At 67.2% G+C, this 15,968-nt stretch carries 14 protein-coding genes, 1 pseudogene and 2 riboswitches; of the genes and pseudogenes, 7 read left to right on the top strand and 8 right to left on the bottom strand.

The features are described 5' to 3' along the window. Positions 1-212 precede the first annotated feature (212 nt). A riboswitch (cyclic di-AMP (ydaO/yuaA leader) is annotated at positions 213-382 on the bottom strand. A 137-nt stretch (positions 383-519) separates the two neighbouring features. Both AC50YC_RS08560 and AC50YC_RS08555 read right to left on the bottom strand, forming a co-directional pair. Further along, positions 520-1,341, bottom strand: coding sequence for a M23 family metallopeptidase (locus AC50YC_RS08560; protein WP_494953112.1), 822 nt, complete (start codon positions 1,339-1,341; stop codon positions 520-522). 4 nt (positions 1,342-1,345) lie between these two features. After that, positions 1,346-1,554, bottom strand: a riboswitch (cyclic di-AMP (ydaO/yuaA leader). A 148-nt stretch (positions 1,555-1,702) separates the two neighbouring features. Next, complete coding sequence (locus AC50YC_RS08555) at positions 1,703-2,398, bottom strand: iron-dependent transcriptional repressor DtxR (protein ID WP_354172370.1); 696 nt, start codon at positions 2,396-2,398, stop codon at positions 1,703-1,705. A gap of 266 nt (positions 2,399-2,664) precedes the next feature. On the opposite strand from AC50YC_RS08555, the gene serC reads away from it, so the two are divergent. Then, positions 2,665-3,792 (top strand): phosphoserine transaminase, encoded by a 1,128-nt coding sequence (gene serC / locus AC50YC_RS08550; protein ID WP_494953111.1) that lies wholly within the window; start codon positions 2,665-2,667, stop codon positions 3,790-3,792. A 44-nt stretch (positions 3,793-3,836) separates the two neighbouring features. Here the strand turns inward: serC and AC50YC_RS08545 are convergent, their stop codons facing one another. The 3 genes and pseudogenes from AC50YC_RS08545 to AC50YC_RS08535 all read right to left on the bottom strand — a co-directional run bounded on the left by AC50YC_RS08545 (position 3,837) and on the right by AC50YC_RS08535 (position 6,341). Then, positions 3,837-5,171, bottom strand: a complete 1,335-nt coding sequence (locus AC50YC_RS08545) for an MFS transporter (protein ID WP_494953325.1) — start codon at positions 5,169-5,171, stop codon at positions 3,837-3,839. Between the two features lie 200 nt (positions 5,172-5,371). After that, positions 5,372-5,947, bottom strand: a pseudogene (locus AC50YC_RS08540) (DUF3027 domain-containing protein); the annotation flags it as partial. Between the two features lie 10 nt (positions 5,948-5,957). Next, positions 5,958-6,341, bottom strand: coding sequence for a cold-shock protein (locus AC50YC_RS08535; RefSeq protein WP_024366560.1), 384 nt, complete (start codon positions 6,339-6,341; stop codon positions 5,958-5,960). Between the two features lie 178 nt (positions 6,342-6,519). On the opposite strand from AC50YC_RS08535, the gene AC50YC_RS08530 reads away from it, so the two are divergent. From AC50YC_RS08530 to AC50YC_RS08520, 3 genes are read left to right on the top strand one after another with little or no spacing between them, the layout of a single operon-like run. Next, positions 6,520-6,753, top strand: coding sequence for a hypothetical protein (locus AC50YC_RS08530; RefSeq protein WP_494953110.1), 234 nt, complete (start codon positions 6,520-6,522; stop codon positions 6,751-6,753). A gap of 10 nt (positions 6,754-6,763) precedes the next feature. Continuing rightward, positions 6,764-9,259 carry a helicase-associated domain-containing protein gene (locus AC50YC_RS08525; RefSeq protein ID WP_494953109.1) on the top strand — a complete coding sequence of 832 codons (2,496 nt, stop codon included), beginning with the start codon at positions 6,764-6,766 and terminating at the stop codon, positions 9,257-9,259. Next, positions 9,256-10,911 (top strand): DNA repair helicase XPB, encoded by a 1,656-nt coding sequence (locus tag AC50YC_RS08520; RefSeq protein WP_494953108.1) that lies wholly within the window; start codon positions 9,256-9,258, stop codon positions 10,909-10,911. Before AC50YC_RS08525 ends, AC50YC_RS08520 begins: the two co-directional genes overlap by 4 nt. Positions 10,912-10,947: 36 nt before the next feature. On the opposite strand, the gene AC50YC_RS08515 is transcribed toward AC50YC_RS08520, so the two are convergent. Together AC50YC_RS08515 and AC50YC_RS08510 are read right to left on the bottom strand one after the other, a co-directional pair. Further along, on the bottom strand, positions 10,948-11,823 hold the full coding sequence (locus AC50YC_RS08515; RefSeq protein ID WP_494953107.1) for an FHA domain-containing protein: 876 nt from the start codon (positions 11,821-11,823) through the stop codon (positions 10,948-10,950). A gap of 2 nt (positions 11,824-11,825) precedes the next feature. Then, positions 11,826-12,086, bottom strand: a complete 261-nt coding sequence (locus AC50YC_RS08510) for a hypothetical protein (protein WP_494953106.1) — start codon at positions 12,084-12,086, stop codon at positions 11,826-11,828. Positions 12,087-12,306: 220 nt separating this feature from the next. Here AC50YC_RS08510 and AC50YC_RS08505 point away from each other — a divergent pair, with 220 nt between their 5' ends. The 3 genes from AC50YC_RS08505 (at position 12,307) to AC50YC_RS08495 (ending at position 14,927) form a co-directional block, all read left to right on the top strand. Then, positions 12,307-13,017: a response regulator transcription factor gene (locus tag AC50YC_RS08505; protein WP_069952599.1), complete on the top strand. Its 711-nt coding sequence runs from the start codon at positions 12,307-12,309 to the stop codon at positions 13,015-13,017. Positions 13,018-13,022: 5 nt separating this feature from the next. After that, positions 13,023-14,516 carry a sensor histidine kinase gene (locus AC50YC_RS08500; protein ID WP_494953324.1) on the top strand — a complete coding sequence of 498 codons (1,494 nt, stop codon included), beginning with the start codon at positions 13,023-13,025 and terminating at the stop codon, positions 14,514-14,516. Positions 14,517-14,639: 123 nt separating this feature from the next. After that, positions 14,640-14,927, top strand: coding sequence for a WXG100 family type VII secretion target (locus AC50YC_RS08495; RefSeq protein WP_354172385.1), 288 nt, complete (start codon positions 14,640-14,642; stop codon positions 14,925-14,927). A 27-nt stretch (positions 14,928-14,954) separates the two neighbouring features. Here the strand turns inward: AC50YC_RS08495 and AC50YC_RS08490 are convergent, their stop codons facing one another. Beyond that, entirely contained in the window at positions 14,955-15,935 is a 981-nt protein-coding gene (locus AC50YC_RS08490; protein WP_494953105.1) for an RNase H family protein, read from the bottom strand. Between the last annotated feature and the right edge of the window lie 33 nt (positions 15,936-15,968).

The following is a 15,968-nucleotide window of genomic DNA, read 5'->3' as shown; positions in this document are numbered from 1 at the left end:
TTACTTAGCGAAGGGTGTACTGCGAAGACGCGCCAAAAGCGGGAACTGCTTGCAGGTGCATGGCCTGCGGGCCGGACTCAGCAGAGATTGAGTCGGCGGGGTGAGATCCGTTCCGGGCGCCGGCAAGGGCAACGCGGAGGTTGGATTTCAGCGGGCTCGTTAGAGCCGCGCAAGCGCGGTTAAGCGCAGCATTGTGGCGTGAAGACACGAAAGTAGCCTCTCCCAATGCCTGCGAGGTGAGCTGTCGGATTCGGATGGGAGTCACCCGGCCGCGCTGCTTCCTGGGAAGCTTTGCGACTTAACCCCAAGGCCTTCTTTCGAAGGCCAAAATTGGTTCCCCCGCCCCTGCCAGACGATGTAATGCGAACGGACCTTGAGCGGTGGCAGAGCTAGGCAATCCACTCAAGAGCGCCAACTTCGGAAAAGTTGGCGTAGGTCAAACGGTACAGCAGTTGGGGCTCAATGTCACATTCAGATCACGGCGTGTCACAGGAATGCGAGAGTGTCCCATCAGCTCGGTTAGAGCCAGCCGGTCGGATCGACGACTTCGCCGTTGATCATGACCTCAAAGTGAAGGTGGCAGCCGGTGGAGGCGCCGGTGGTGCCGCTCATCGCCACGACACCGCCGCGGGTGACCTGCTGGCCCACCTTGACGCTGGCTGAGGACAAGTGGTTGTAAGTGGTCTCCAGGCCGTTTCCATGGTCGATCACCACGCGGTTTCCGCCGCCGTGGGGATGCCATCCGGTGAAGGTTACGGTGCCGCTGGCGGCCGCAAGGACAGCGGTGCCGCACTGGACGGAATAGTCCTGTCCGCGGTGGAACTCTCCGGAACCACCGGTGATGGGGCTGACGCGGTAGCCGAAGGGCGACGAGGAATTCATTTGGACCAGGGGCGCCCCGAGGCTGCCGGAGGAGGCGGCGCGGGTGATGGAGCCGGCGGACTGGGCGCTCAGCAACTGCTTGAGCTTGCCGTCCGGGTCACCCTGGGTGGTGACGGCGGTGCGGTTGAAGTCAATTTTGGCCTCGGCGGCGGTGACATCCGGCTGGACCGCGGCAGAGACGGATTCGGCGGAGGTCCCGGCGTCGGTGGCCATGACGGGGCCCGTGGCGGGGACGGTGACGGTGAGGACCAGTCCCGTGGCAGCCAGTGCAATGCCAGCTTTTTGGCCGACGCCGCTGGCCGCGGCGAAGTCAGTCACCTGACGGAATGGGCTGCGGCGGCCTCGGCGTTCATCACGGTGCGCGTCGCGTGGGCGGTCTGCCGTGACGGCGACGGCCGGACGCGGCTCCGGAGCGGGACCGTGCGCACGACGGCGGCCCCTGGCGGTCTGGATGGTCAAGAACGGTTCCTCTCTGGAGAGCCTGCGAAGTTAGCTGTCGGATTCGGGTCAGAGAGATCAAAGACCCGGTCCGCTGTGGCAAGCATCCAGGCACAGAGGCATCAAGGGACTTCCCTGCTGGAGAGTGCTTGCCGCTGACGGACTTCACCCCAAGGCTGTTGAACAGCCGGAAGTGGTTCCCCCGCCCCTGCCAGAAGGTGGTTCTGCGTCTGATCCGCTGGCAGAGCTCGGCTCGGATCAGATAACGCTTTGGTATCGGTACTACTGATCAACTATAGGGGATTAAGCCGTGCAGTAATAAATCCGTTATCGACCTGTGCACAACTCATGGGTGGTCCCACGAGTTGCCGGTGATCGGTAGTTAACCGACGGTAACAAAGACGTGGGCAGCCACCTCGGGCGGGAGCTCAAGGGCCCCTTCGATGTCCGGCACGCGCACGGAGATGTACTCCCCCACTCGTTCCAGTGCCACCAAAGCGCCGGGTCGGATGCCGCCCTCATCAAGCTGGACGAGCAGTTCCGGTTCCACCTGGATGGGCTCGGCAAGCCGGTTGATCCTGACCCTGGAATCCGGCCCGTAGCCGGCCATGGCCTCAAGCAGGTTCACCACGCCGTCGGCGTAGGGCTGGGAAGGCAAGCCGCCCAGCTCCGCGAGGCCCGGGATCGGGTTGCCGTAGGGCGAAACAGTGGGATGGTTGAGCAGTTCGAAGATCCGCCGCTCCACCCGCTCACTCATGACGTGTTCCCAGCGGCAGGCTTCCTCATGGACGTAGGCCCAATCAAGCCCGATCACGTCGGCCAACAGCCGCTCGGCCAGGCGGTGCTTGCGCATGACCTCGATGGCACGTTTCCGGCCGGTTTCCGTCAGCTCGAGGTGGCGGTCGCCGGACACAACCACCAGCCCGTCGCGTTCCATCCGGCCGATGGTCTGGGAAACGGTGGGGCCGGAGTGGCGCAGCCGTTCGGCGATGCGGGCGCGGAGGGCGACAATGTTTTCTTCTTCAAGTTCCAGAATGGTCCGAAGATACATCTCGGTTGTATCGATCAGATCCGTCATTCAGCTCAGCTCCTCGAGCGCCGTCCTTGCGTGTTTCCCACCGTACCGCGTGCTGCAGGCGCCGTGGTGGGGTCCGCCGTACGTTCGCAGGCCAGCTTAGCCTATTTTGAATTACTCCGGATAATCTCAGTGACCGGACTATGACGGGCTTTTTTGCCTCCCCCGCCGGGCAGTCAGGCAGAATGAAACGCAAGGCTCCGCTGCAGCCACGCTGCCGGGCCATCTCCCGAGCCACACTTTTGTACCAGCCGAAAATTGGAGCCACTGTGAGCGACACCAGCATCACGATTCCCGCAAATCTCCTGCCCAAGGACGGCCGGTTCGGCGCCGGTCCGTCCAAGGTCCGACCGGAGCAGATGGAAGCTCTCGCCGCGGCGTCGCAGCTGCTCGGAACATCCCACCGCCAGGCACCGGTCAAGAACCTCGTGGGGTCGGTCCGGAACGGGCTCAGCCAGTTCTTCCGCGCCCCGGAGGGCTATGAGGTCATCCTGGGCGTCGGCGGATCGACGGCGTTCTGGGACGTTGCCAGCTTCGGCCTGGTGGAAAACAAGGCCCAGCACTTGTCCTTCGGCGAGTTTGGCTCGAAGTTCGCCTCCGCCACCGACAAGGCACCGTTCCTTGCTGACTCCAGCATTATCAAGTCCGAACCGGGCACCCGCCCGGCGGCCAAGGCCGAGGCCGGCGTCGATGTTTACGCATGGCCGCAGAATGAGACGTCCACCGGCGTTGCCGCTCCGGTCCAGCGTGTGGCCGGCGCCGATGCAGGATCACTCGTCCTGGTTGACGCTACCTCTGCTGCCGGCGGGCTGGATGTCGACGTCGCTGAAGCGGACGTCTACTACTTCGCCCCGCAGAAGAACTTCGCGTCCGACGGCGGCCTGTGGCTCGGGCTGTTCTCCCCCGCCGCGCTGGAACGCGCGGCGCGGATCAAGGCTGGCGGCCGCTGGATCCCGGACTTCCTGGACCTCCAGACGGCGATTGACAACTCGCGGCTGAACCAGACGTACAACACGCCGGCCCTGGCCACCTTGGTGACCCTCGACGCCCAGGTGCAGTGGCTCAACGCGAACGGCGGACTGGACTTCGCCTCGGCACGGACCACGGATTCAGCCGGCCGCATCTACCGCTGGGCCGAGGCTTCGGCATACGCCACGCCGTTCGTGACGAAGGCTGAGGACCGTTCCAACGTCATCGCGACGATCGACTTCGACGACTCCATCGACGCCGCGGAAATCGCGAAGGTGCTCCGGGCCAACGGCATCGTGGACACCGAGCCGTACCGCAAGCTGGGCCGCAACCAGCTCCGCATCGCAACCTTCGTGGCGATCGAGCCGGACGATGTGTCCGCGCTGCTGGAGTGCATCGACTTCGTCGTGGGCGAACTGAAGAAGTAGCTTCCCACGCAACGGAGGCGCTGCGGCGTCAGCGTTCCTCAGCGTCAGCGTTCGGCGGCGTCGTCAGGGTCCTGTCCCCGGGCGGCGCCGCCGGCGTCGGGGCCGGTTGCGCTCCCCGGGGCGGCGGACACCACCCGGAAGTGGCGCAGCCCGCGCGCGCGCCGGTCGAACCGGATCCGCAGTCGCCTGGCCCGGACAATCCACACCAGACCGATCAGGGCCGCGATCAGCCCGGAGGCCGCCGCAACGCTCAGGGACCAGCGGGGACCGGCGACGTTGGCGACCCACCCCACGAACGGGGCACCGATGGGCGTGCCGCCCATAAAGATCGCCATATAGAGCGCCATCACCCGGCCGCGCATCACGGGGTCCGTGGTGGTCTGCACGTAGCCGTTGGCGCTCGTCATCATGGTGATGGCGAAGAGCCCCACCGGGACCAGCGCGACGCCGAACCAGAAGTAGCTGGGGGCCAGCGCAGCGATGCCGGAGGTGACGCCGAAGGCTCCGGCCGCCCCGAAAATGATCCGCAGCCGGGGCTTCTTGCGGCCTGCGGACAGCAGGGCACCGGCGACGGAGCCGATGGCCATGATGGAATTCATCAGCCCGAACGCGCCGGCATCAAGGCCGAATTCCGTGCCGACCATGGCCGCGATGAACAGCACAAAGTTCAGTCCCAGGGTCCCCACGATAAAGACGGCGACCAATACCACCACAATGTCCGGCCGGAACTGCACATAGCGCAGCCCCTCGCGGATCCGGCCCTTGCCGGCCGCGGCCCGGGGCAGCTGGCGCAGCGAGGCGGTGGGAATTTTCCACAGGCTCAGCAGCAGCGCCACGAAGGTCAGGGTGTTGATCAGGAAGACCCAGCCGGGGCCGACGGCGACCGTGAGGATGCCGGCCACCGCGGGCCCGATCATCCGCGCCACATTGAAGGAGGCGCTGTTAAGGGCCACCGCGTTGGGCAGGTAATCGTCGCGGACCAGTTCGGAGACGAAGGTCTGCCGCACCGGTGCATCGAGGGCCGAGACAACACCCAGCAGCAGCGCGAAACCGTAGACGTGCCAGAGTTGCGCGGCCCCGGAAACCACCAAGATGCCCAGCCCTGCACTCAGCACCGCCATCGCGGACTGGGTCAGGACCAGGAGCTGTTTCCGGTTGAAACGGTCGGCCAGCAGCCCGGCCACGGGGGCGAGGAAGAGCTGGGGTCCGAGCTGCAGGGCCATCGTGATGCCCATGGCGCTGGCATCGTGATCGGTCAGGTGGTCGAAGACCAGCCAGTCCTGGGCCGTGCGCTGCATCCAGGTCCCGATGTTGGAGATCATCGCCCCGATGAACCAGATCCGGTAGTTCAGGATGTGCAGGGACTTGAAGGTGGACATCATCTCCAGCCCTCACTGTGCAGCATCCCGGATGATTCCAACCGTTAGTCAGCCTGCGCTGCGGGCAACTCGTCGTCCGGGGTGTCTCCGGCGGGCACGTCGGAGTCATCGTCGTCAACATCGTCGGCGTCGTACTCATCTCCGGCACCGTCCGCGTTGCCGTCCGCATCATCGGAGTCGTCTTCGGGCGCGTCGTCGGCGGCGTTGTCGTCGTCGTCGTCGTCGTCGTTGTCGTTGTCGTTGTCGTCGTCGGAGTCATCGTCCGACCCAGCGGCGCCGAGGGCGTCCACCGGGGCGCCGGCTTCCTCCGGCGGTGCCGGGCTCGCCACTGCCGCGATTTCCTCCTCGCCCTGTTCGTCACCGGGGCGGACACGTTCGGCCCACGGGATCCATTCGGGCGCCAGGATTGAGTCTTCGGAGGGAAGCAGGCCCAGCTCGTCCACCGTCACAACCTTGGACCGGGAGTTCCGGGTGAGCACGGCGTACCACTGCCAGCCACCGTAGCCGGCCAGCTTTGACTCGAAGAGGTGCGTGACCAGGCGGTCGCCTTCACTCTTGGCCGCGAGATGGCGGCCGATCTGCTCGGCGGGGGCGATGCCCTCAATGGCTGCACGGGCGACGTCGACGGCGGCGGCCAGGAAGGCATCCGGCTTGCCGGTGCGCCAGACGGGAACCCCGGTGCGCGGCTTAGTGCCTTCTTTGGTTCTGGCCTTCTTGTCCCCGGCGGCAGTTAGGTCCCCGGCGGGGGATGCGGTCTGGTCAGTTTCCGGAGTCATCGCCGGGGCCCTACGCGTCCAGCTCGTCGGCAACCTTACGCAGTGCGACGGCGATCGCCTTGCCCTTGTTGCCTTCCGGGTACTTGCCCGCGGACAGGGTTCCGGACAGGTTGTCCAGCACGGAGACGAGGTCCTGCACCAGCGGCGCGAGGTCCTTCGCGCTGGGCCTCTTGGCCTTGGCGATGGACGGTGTCTTGTCCAGCACGCGCAGGCCTAGGGCCTGGGCGCCCTTGCGGCCGTCGGCCACGCCGAATTCAACCCGGGTGCCGGCCTTGAGCTCGGTTACGCCCTCGGGCAGCGCGGACTTCGGCAGGAAGACTTCCTGGCCGTCCTCGCCCGCGAGGAATCCGAAGCCCTTTTCCTTGTCATACCACTTGACCTTGCCGGTAGGCACGTAATCAACCTTCTTCGTTCTGCTGGTGACACGGCCGGCGGTCACCGCATCCGCATTGATATGCGGGTTCAGGGTATGACTGCCCGGACCGTGTTGGTCTGTTCCTTCAAGGTTATCCTGCCCGGTCCACTTTGGTCGTTTGGGGCGCGGGACAGGCCGGACTGTTAGCGTTAGCTCCATGACTCCACTGCCTTTCCGGCGGCCACTGTTGATCGTCGCGGCTGCTGCCGCCGTGCTGTCGCTCACGGCCGTCGGCGTCGTGATGGCGATGGCCTTTAACAATGCCGTGTCGCCCGCCTGGATCACCTCCACCGCCCTGTACGGGCTTCCCGTGGCTTTCCTGCTTATGCTCGTGCTCGTAGTCGACGGCGTCGCAGCCCGGCGTCGGACCCGAGAGCCGGACGAAAGGTAGCCTTGCACTGATGTCTCTTATCCGCGCGCTAAGCAAGGAACTGCAGGCACGCAGCGACGACTCGCTGCGTGCCTTGTTCTCCGCGCGGCCGGACCTCATCTCCCCTGGCGTGCCGGACTTCGCCGCCCTCGCTGCCCGCGCCAGCGGCCGCGTCAGCGTTCAGCGCGCCCTGGAGCGGCTGAACCGCCCGGAAATGCAGGTCCTCGAAACCCTGCACCTGTGCACGAACACGGATACCGGGCACAGCGCCTCCGCCCCGATGCTGAAGAAGCTGATCAATGGCGCGACGCTGACTTCCATCGAAAAGATGCTGCATTCCCTCCAGGAACTGGCCCTCGTCCACCGGGCGGAACCCCCGCACGGCGCCGCGCCGCCCGCGGGGCCAAAGCAGCGTTACTACTTGCCGGTGGGCAGCCTCAAGGACGTCATCGGGATCTACCCGGCCGGGCTCGGGCGCAGCTACACCGAACTGGTGCGGCTCCAGCCGGCTTTCGCGCAGCGAGTAGTCCAGCTCGTCGGGGAACTGCACCGCAGCGGCGCGGCCATCTCCCCCGCGGCCACCCCGATGGAGGCCGCACTGTCGCTGCAGCACTGGACGGCCACACCGGAGTCCCTGCGGCAGATCCTGGCCACCGCGCCGGAACGCACCCCGGCGTTGCTCGCACGCTTCGGGAACTGGGCCATGGGCGCCGTTCCGCAGGCGCAACGGCGCGCCACCGTGCTGCACGAGGCCGCCGACGTCGGGCCGGTGGACTGGCTCCTGGCCCGCGGGCTGCTGGTGCCGCTGGACGCCGCCCACGTGGAACTGCCGCACAGCGTCGGGGTCTCGCTGCGCGGCGGCTTTGTCATCGAGAAGTTCGCGCTGACTCCCCCGGCGCCGCGGCTGGGTTCCACCTCTGCCGCGCTGCGCCGCAATGCCGCCCTGGGCGCGATCGCCGAGACCCTGCGGCTGGTCGGTGAACTGCTGTACATCGTCCGTGAACAGCCTCTTGTCACCCTGCGCAGCGGCGGCGTGGGCGTCCGGGAGCTCAAGCGCCTGGCGGACGGGCTGCGGATCGAGATGCACGACGCCGGGGTGCTGGCCGAGCTGTGCGCCCTGTCCGGCCTCATCCGCCTGGACGTGGACAGTTCCGCCTGGGTCCAGCCGCCCCAGCTGGAGTGGCTGACGCTTCCGCGCCAGGAGCAGTGGCTCTGGCTGGTCAATGCCTGGCTCGCCAGCGAGCGGGCGCCGTCCCTCGTGGGTCAGCCCGTCAATGGCCAGGCCGGGGTCCCGGCTCCCCACCGCGGCGCGGCCGGCGGCACCATCAACGCGCTCTCGGCCGAGGCGCAGCGCCCGGACGCCCCAGTGGTCCGGAAACGGATCCTGGAAATCCTGGCTGAACTGACCGGGGAGGCCGCGGCGCAGGACGGCCAGGCCCCGGTCCTGGATGCCGCGGCGGTGCTGGAACGCGCCGACTGGACCCAGCCCCGGATGGCACGGCGTTTCAGCTCGCTGATCCGCGGTGTCCTGGCCGAGGCCGAACTGCTGGGCCTCATCGGCTCGGGCGCGCTCAGCCAGATCGGGGCGGCCATCGCCGCCGAAGAGCCCGACGAGGCGATGGGAATCCTGGGCGAACACCTGCCGGCCGCCCTGAACCATGTCCTGCTCCAGGCCGACCTGACGGCGGTGGCGCCCGGCTACCTCGCGCCGGACCTGACCGAGAAGCTCCTCACCATGGCCGACGCCGAGGGTCAGGGACCCGCCACGATCTACCGCTTCTCGGTCTCCTCGGTCCGGCGCGCGCTCGACGCCGGCCAGGATGCCCAGGCCATGCTGGACTTCCTGAGCCTGCACTCGGCCACGGCGATCCCGCAGCCGCTGAAGTACCTGATCGAAGACACCGCAGCCCGCCATGCCCGGCTGCGGGTGGGGTCCGCCGCGAGTTTCATCCAGAGCGACGACGAAACCGCCCTCCTGGAGCTACTCAACACTCCGGGCGCCGCCGGCCTCGGCCTGGTCCGGATTGCCCCCACCGTGCTGGTCTCGCACGCCGCGCCGCGGGAAACAGCGCAGCTGCTCCGGAGCCTGGGGCTAACCCCGGCGGTAGACGAGTCCGAGGCCGGCGGCCTCCGGCTGCGCCGCACCACCGCGGTGCCCGGCAGCGTCCGGCCGGTGTACAGCGCCCCGCGCACCGCCCCTCCCGAAGCCGACGTCGACGCCCAACTGGCGGTGCTGCGCAGCGAACGGACCGCTGGCGGCGGCGCTTCCGGGCACCACGCTGCGGCCCCCGGCAGCGAAGAAGCGACCCAGCTGGGGCTCGAAACCCTGCAGAAGGCGATCCGGCTCAAACAGCGCGTGGTGATGAACGTCGTCGACGGCATGGGGAATGCCGTGCGGGAAACGGTTGTTCCGGTAGCTGTGAACGGCGGACGGGTCCGGGTCTTCGACCCGGACAAGGAAACCGAACGCGTACTGTCCATCCACCGGATTATTGATGTAGAAGCCGCAGAGGAATTGCTCCAGTGAACGATGGACCGCTGATCGTCCAGAGTGATAAGACCATCCTGCTCGAGGTGGACCACGAACTCGCCACCGAAGCACGCCACGCCATCGCCGCGTTCGCCGAGCTGGAACGCGCCCCCGAGCACATCCACAGCTACCGGCTCACGCCACTGGGCCTCTGGAACGCTCGGGCTGCCGGCCTTGACGCCGAGAAGGTGCTGGACACCCTGCTGAAGTACTCCCGCTTCCCGGTGCCGCATTCCCTGCTGATCGATGTGGAAGAAACCATGTCCCGGTACGGCCGGCTGCGGCTCGAAAAGGACCCCCAGCACGGCCTCGTCATGCGCACCTCGGACTATCCGGTGCTGGAGGAGGTCAGCCGCGCCAAGAAGATCGCCCCGCTGCTGGGCCCGAGGATCGACGGCGAGACCGTGGTGGTCCACTCCTCCCAGCGCGGGCAGCTCAAGCAGCTGCTGCTCAAGATCGGCTGGCCGGCCGAGGACCTGGCCGGCTACGTTGACGGCACGCCGCACCCCATCCTGCTCGACGAGTCCGGCTGGAAGCTTCGTCCCTACCAGCAGCTGGCGATGGAGAACTTCTGGGCCGGCGGCAGCGGCGTCGTCGTGCTCCCCTGCGGGGCCGGCAAAACACTGGTGGGTGCCGCCGCGATGGCCACCAGCTCCACCACGACCCTGATCCTGGTCACCAACACCGTGTCCGCCCGGCAGTGGAAGGACGAGCTGCTCAAGCGGACCTCCCTCACCGAGGAGGAAATCGGCGAATACTCCGGCTCCGTCAAGGAAGTCCGGCCGGTGACCATCGCCACGTACCAGGTCCTGACCACGAAACGGGGCGGACTGTACCCCCATCTGGAACTCGTGGACGGCAACGACTGGGGACTCATCATCTACGACGAGGTCCACTTGCTGCCCGCCCCGATCTTCCGGATGACAGCGGACCTGCAGGCACGCCGCCGGCTCGGCCTCACCGCCACGCTGGTCCGCGAGGACGGCCGCGAGGGCGAAGTGTTCAGCCTGATCGGCCCGAAGCGCTACGACGCGCCGTGGAAGGACATCGAGGCGCAGGGCTACATCGCGCCGGCCGACTGCGTCGAGGTCCGGATCGACCTGCCCCGCGACGAACGCGTGGCCTATGCGATGGCCGAGGACGCGGACAAGTACCGGCTGTGCGCCACGTCCGAGTCCAAGACCCTGGTGGTGGAACAGCTCGTGGCCCAGCACGCCGGCGAGCAGCTGCTGGTGATCGGCCAGTACATCGACCAGCTGGACGAGATCGGCGAGCGCCTGAGCGCACCCGTGATCAAGGGAGATACCCCGGTCAAGGAACGCCAGAGGCTCTTTGATGCCTTCCGCGCCGGCGAGGAGCAGACCCTCGTGGTGTCCAAGGTCGCCAACTTCTCCATCGACCTGCCCGAAGCCTCGGTCGCGATCCAGGTGTCCGGTTCCTTCGGCTCCCGGCAGGAGGAAGCCCAGCGTCTTGGCCGGCTGCTGCGGCCCAAGAAGGACGGCCGCGCCGCCCGCTTCTACTCCCTCGTGGCCAGGGACACGCTGGACCAGGACTTCGCGGCCAAGCGCCAGCGCTTCCTGGCCGAGCAGGGCTACGCCTACCGGATCATGGATGCCCGGGACGTGGGCACCAGCTCGCCCACCGACTGATCCGGCACACCCCTCCCGGGCAGTCCGAGCCGCGGACTAGCGGATGTACGTCGACCCGTCCTGTTCCAAAGCTCCGGTACGCGGGTCGCGCTGCGGACGCTGGTAGGCGAATTCTCCGCCGCTGCGGCCGCCGAAGGGGCGTCCGTGGTCGGCAAATTCTTCCCGGAAAAACGCCAGGCACCACTGGCCCATCTGGAGGCGGGAGCCAGTGCGCAGTACCGAGGTCGACCCCGGACCGAAGCTGCCGGTGACTTTGCCGTGCCGGACCAGGACGTATTCATCCCGGTCGTTGTGGACTATTTCCGCATGCACTCCGTCGAGTCCCGGAAGCTGCAGGTCGACGGATTCGTCGCTGCCGATGCGCACCCGTTCCGCAGTGAGGCTGAACTCACGCGGGACCTGTCCGTTCCAGGACTTCGAGTCCTGAACGAAAATCAACCGCGGCCGTCCGCCGCCCCGCGTGTAATGGGTCGTCGTGATGCGCCGGGGAATCCTGCGCTTCACCGTTGGCAGCAACGGCAACACGGTCCCGGGCGGCAGCAGGGAAATCCCCCGGGCCGGAGAACGCCGGCCCCGTTTCAGCATGGGCGCCAGCGCTCCCAGCTTTCCCAGCTTGATGTGCGGCGACTTGGTAATCACCCGCTGCGAGGCCGGAGCCTCGACGGCGCCGAGGCTGATGATCCTGCCGTCCGGTCCGTCCACGACGACGGACAGCCCCTGGTCCGACAGCGTCTTCGCCAGGGGCCTGAGGTCGCCCAGGGACGGCATCCGCTGGGACTGCAGGGCATCGATGCGGTCCAGCGCAACAACCACTTCACTCCCGGACGCCTTCACCGATCCGCGGGTCTCCTCGCCGGAGGCCTCCTGGAGGGAAAAGTCCAGGTTGATGTCGGCCCTGAACCGCGGGGCCATGGTCAGGCCCTGTTCTCGTCGGAACCCACAGCGTCCTTGTCGCTGGTGGTCACGCGGAGGCTCCCGTTCAGCTTCCAGGTGGCGCGCGGCGCGTCCGGGCCGATGTCGCGGGGAACCTCGATGGTCATATCGATGAAGTTGTAATTAATCGCGGCTCCTTTGCCGGTCAGGTAGGACCACATCTCTTCGGCAAGATCCGCCCAGTCCCGGATGCTCCGGTCAACGGGGCCTGAACTGTCCACTGCGTTGGTCTCAGTCGTCACTTTGTGTCCTCTTCATTGGGGTACCCGCGCTCATGCCGCCGCGGCGGAGTGAATCGATAGGGCCACTCTAATGTCGAGGTCGGCGCAGGGGAATGCCTTCCAAGGAACCACTTTGCGCGTCCAGTCCGGCGGGCCGGGCGGTACGGTGGGCGGTCCGGTCCCACTAAACACACATCTTCCATTCAGAAAACTCCCAGATTCTGGGAGGATCATGGGAACCATGAAAAAGAACGGTCCCGAAGCCAAGCTGCTCGTCGTCGATGATGAACCGAACATCCGCGAGCTGCTGTCCACATCCCTGCGCTTCGCCGGTTTCGAGGTCGTCTCGGCCTCCAACGGGCGCGAAGCCTTGGCAGCGGCCGATCTGCATTCCCCCGATCTGGCCGTCCTGGACGTCATGCTGCCGGATATGGACGGCTTCACCGTCACCCGCCGGCTGCGCGCTGCAGGCAAGCACTTCCCCGTGCTCTTCCTGACCGCCAAGGATGACACCGAGGACAAGGTCATGGGCCTGACCGTGGGCGGCGACGACTACGTCACCAAGCCTTTCAGCCTCGACGAGGTGGTGGCACGCATCCGCGCCGTGCTGCGCCGCACACAGCCGCTGCAGGACGACGATGCGGTCATCCGCGTCGATGACCTTGAGCTCGACGACGACGCCCACGAGGTCCGCCGCGGCGGCACGGTGATCGAGCTGTCCCCCACCGAATTCAAGCTCCTGCGCTACCTCATGCTGAACCCCAACCGCGTCCTGTCCAAGGCCCAGATCCTGGACCACGTCTGGGAATACGACTTCAACGGGGATGCCTCGATCGTGGAGTCCTACATCTCCTACCTGCGCCGCAAGGTGGACATTGATCCGGACGCCCCGGCCCTGATCCAGACCAAACGGGGCGTCGGCTACGTCCTGCGGACGGCCGAGAAGCGCTGACCTTGTTGCTGCACCGCTGGAAGTCGGCGTCGCTGCGGTCGCAGCTTGTGGCAATCATGACCGCACTGATGCTGGTGGCCCTGACCGCCACCGGCGCCGGCACCCTGACCCTGCTGCACAGCTATCTGCAGGGGCAGGTCGATGACAAGCTCCGGGCCGCGGTCACCTCGGTGCGCCAGCAGCAGTCCTTCAGCCAGCTGCAGGACCAGAACCAGAGCATCCCCACCGACTACTCCCTGATGCTCTTCACGCCGGGACAGCCCCCGTTCCCGTTCGGCGGCAGCAAGGAACTCCACCCGGATATCGCCAGCATCAGCCCCGCCGACGTCGCGGGACTCCAGCAGACCCCGTTCCAGGTCCGCGGCACGGACGGGCGCAACTGGCGGGTGGTCGCACTCAACGTCGTCGACAGCAACCAGCGCAGCTCCGTGGTGGTCATCGGGCTCCCGCTGTGGCCGGTCGATTCCGTGATGGAACACGCCGTCCTGGTGGTCGTCGGGGTCGGACTGCTGACCCTGGTCCTGGCCTTCTTTATCGCCACCTGGAGCATTTCCCGGTCCTTCCGGCCGCTGGCCCGGGTCGAAAAGACCGCCGCAGCGATTGCGGCCGGCGACCTCTCCCGGCGTGTCGAGGTCGAAAACCCCACTACCGAGGTGGGCCGGCTGGGCAGCTCCCTCAACGCCATGCTCGCCCATATCGAGACGGCCTTTGCCGCCCGGATGGCCTCCGAGGAGCGGATGCGCCGCTTCGCCGCGGACGCCTCCCATGAACTGCGCACCCCGCTCGTGACGATCCGCGGTTTCTCCGAGCTCTACCGGCACGGCGCCTTGTCCACCCCGGAGGACGTGGCGACCGCGATGGGGCGGATCGAAAGCGAAGCCAAGCGGATGGGAACCATGGTGGAGGACCTGCTGCTGCTGGCCAGGATCGATGAGCAGCGGCCGCTGCAACAGAAGCCCGCCGATCTGCTGCTGGTTGCCAACGACGCCGTGGTGGACACCCAGGCGAGCGACCGCGGCCGCGTTATCACCCTGACCGGGCTCGACGGCGGTCCCCCCGGGCCGGCGCCGGTACTGGGCGACGAAGCCAAGCTGCGGCAGGTGGTGGGCAATCTCATGGGCAACGCCCTGCGTTACACCCCCGAGGGCACACCCATTGAACTCGCCGTCGGCGTCCGGACCGGCGGGGACGGCACCCGGCAGTCCGTCATCGAGGTCCGCGACCACGGCCCGGGCGTCCCGGACGAGGAAGCCGCGCGGATCTTCGAGCGGTTCTACCGCGCGGACACCTCACGCACCCGGGAAACCGGCGGCAGCGGGCTGGGACTGGCGATCGTCGCGGCCATCGTCGGCTCGCACGCCGGCACGGTCCGGGTCGCGAAGACCGACGGCGGCGGAGCCACCCTGGTGGTCAGCCTGCCATTCCTGGACGAGGCTGCGGAGGACCCCGGTTCGAACGACGGTGCCGGTTCCGGTTCCGGTAACGCCGCCGGGAAGTAGCCTGGCCGCGGTCCCTGCAGCTTTTTCCACATACCTGGACCGCACGGTCCCGGCAACCCTCCGGCCTGCCTAGGCTCGAAGCGTCCGGAGATTCCGGATCAGGCACTGCAGAGAGGGCATCCCATGAGCATCATCTCCGTCGACACGGAACTCCTCCAGCTCAAGTCGGCAAACGTCAAGGCCACGGTCGACCGGATCAGCGCCGACGTCCAGGCCATGAAACGCGGCCTCGATGAGTTGCAGGCCACGTGGCGCGGCTCGGCGGCCACCAACTTCCAGGCTCTCGTGGCCGAGTGGACCCTGACCCAGGGGAAAGTCGAAGCGTCCCTGGCCTCGATCAACCTGGCGCTGAACTCCGCGGCCGCGAGCTACGCCCAGGCTGAACTGCACAATACCCAGCGCTTCAGCTGAGCGGCCACCCTGACGCCGGAGAAGGGCTCAGACTTCGGGGGTGCCCTGGTGGAAGCGGAGCCTCCACTGAGCGCCGTCGTGGACCCACAGGGAGCTGCGCAGGGCGTTTCCTGACCGGGCGTGGCTGCGGTAGGTCAGGAGGACGGTTTGCTCACCCAGCCGGTCCGCGCCCAGCAGCTCCAGTTCGGCGGGGCCTCCCGGGTGCTCTTCGAGGGTCATCATCATGGCGTCCCGGGTCCAGATCCGGCCCGAGCTGCCGATTTCGGTGAAGTCCGGGTGCAGCAGCACCCCGGTTCGTCCGAGGTCCGCGCGTGTTTCCGGCCGGAGGAGTTCGCGCTCCAGCGCCTCCACGATCGCTTCCGGGCTCGCGTCGGTGCCGGGGGCCGGGGTGGTGTCCTCGTCGAGCTCGCTGAAGAGGTCGGGTTCGTCGAAGAGCGACGGTTCGCCGAACAGCTGCTGCTGGCCGGTCAGCGCTGGCACGGCCTGCGCGGCCTGGGCAGCTGCGGAGGCGGCCTGCGCTGAGGGGACGTCCGCCTCGGCGGCGGCGCCGAAGCCGGGACCCTGGCGTACGGCAACGCCCTGCTGATAGGCCGTCGCCGCGGCCCTGGCGCGGTCATCCGCCGCCTCGTTGAGGTCATGCCCGGCATGGCCGCGCACCCATTCGAATTTGTACTTGCGGCCGACCAGCGCCTGGTCGATCTCTTTGAGCAGTTCGACGTTCATGACGGGCTTGCCGTCGGACTTGCGCCAGCCTTTGCGTTTCCAGCCCGGCATCCATTTGGTGACGGAATTGATGACGTACTGGCTGTCGCAGAGGATGTGCAGGTCCTCGCCCGGCAGGTGCGCGGTGGAGCGGAACAGATCCAGCACGGCCATCAGCTCGCCCATGTTGTTGGTTCCGTGCGGCCATCCCCCCGCCCGCCAGCAGTCGTCGTTCACGTACCACGCCCATCCGGCCGGGCCGGGATTTCCTAAAGCCGAACCGTCGGCCGCTGCTGTAATCGTCACTGCACTATCCTGCCAGACCGGTCGGGCCTTCAA

The sequence above is a fragment of the Pseudarthrobacter sp. MDT1-56 genome (genome assembly GCF_059383555.1).
This window is presented reverse-complemented; position numbering and strand designations above follow the sequence as displayed.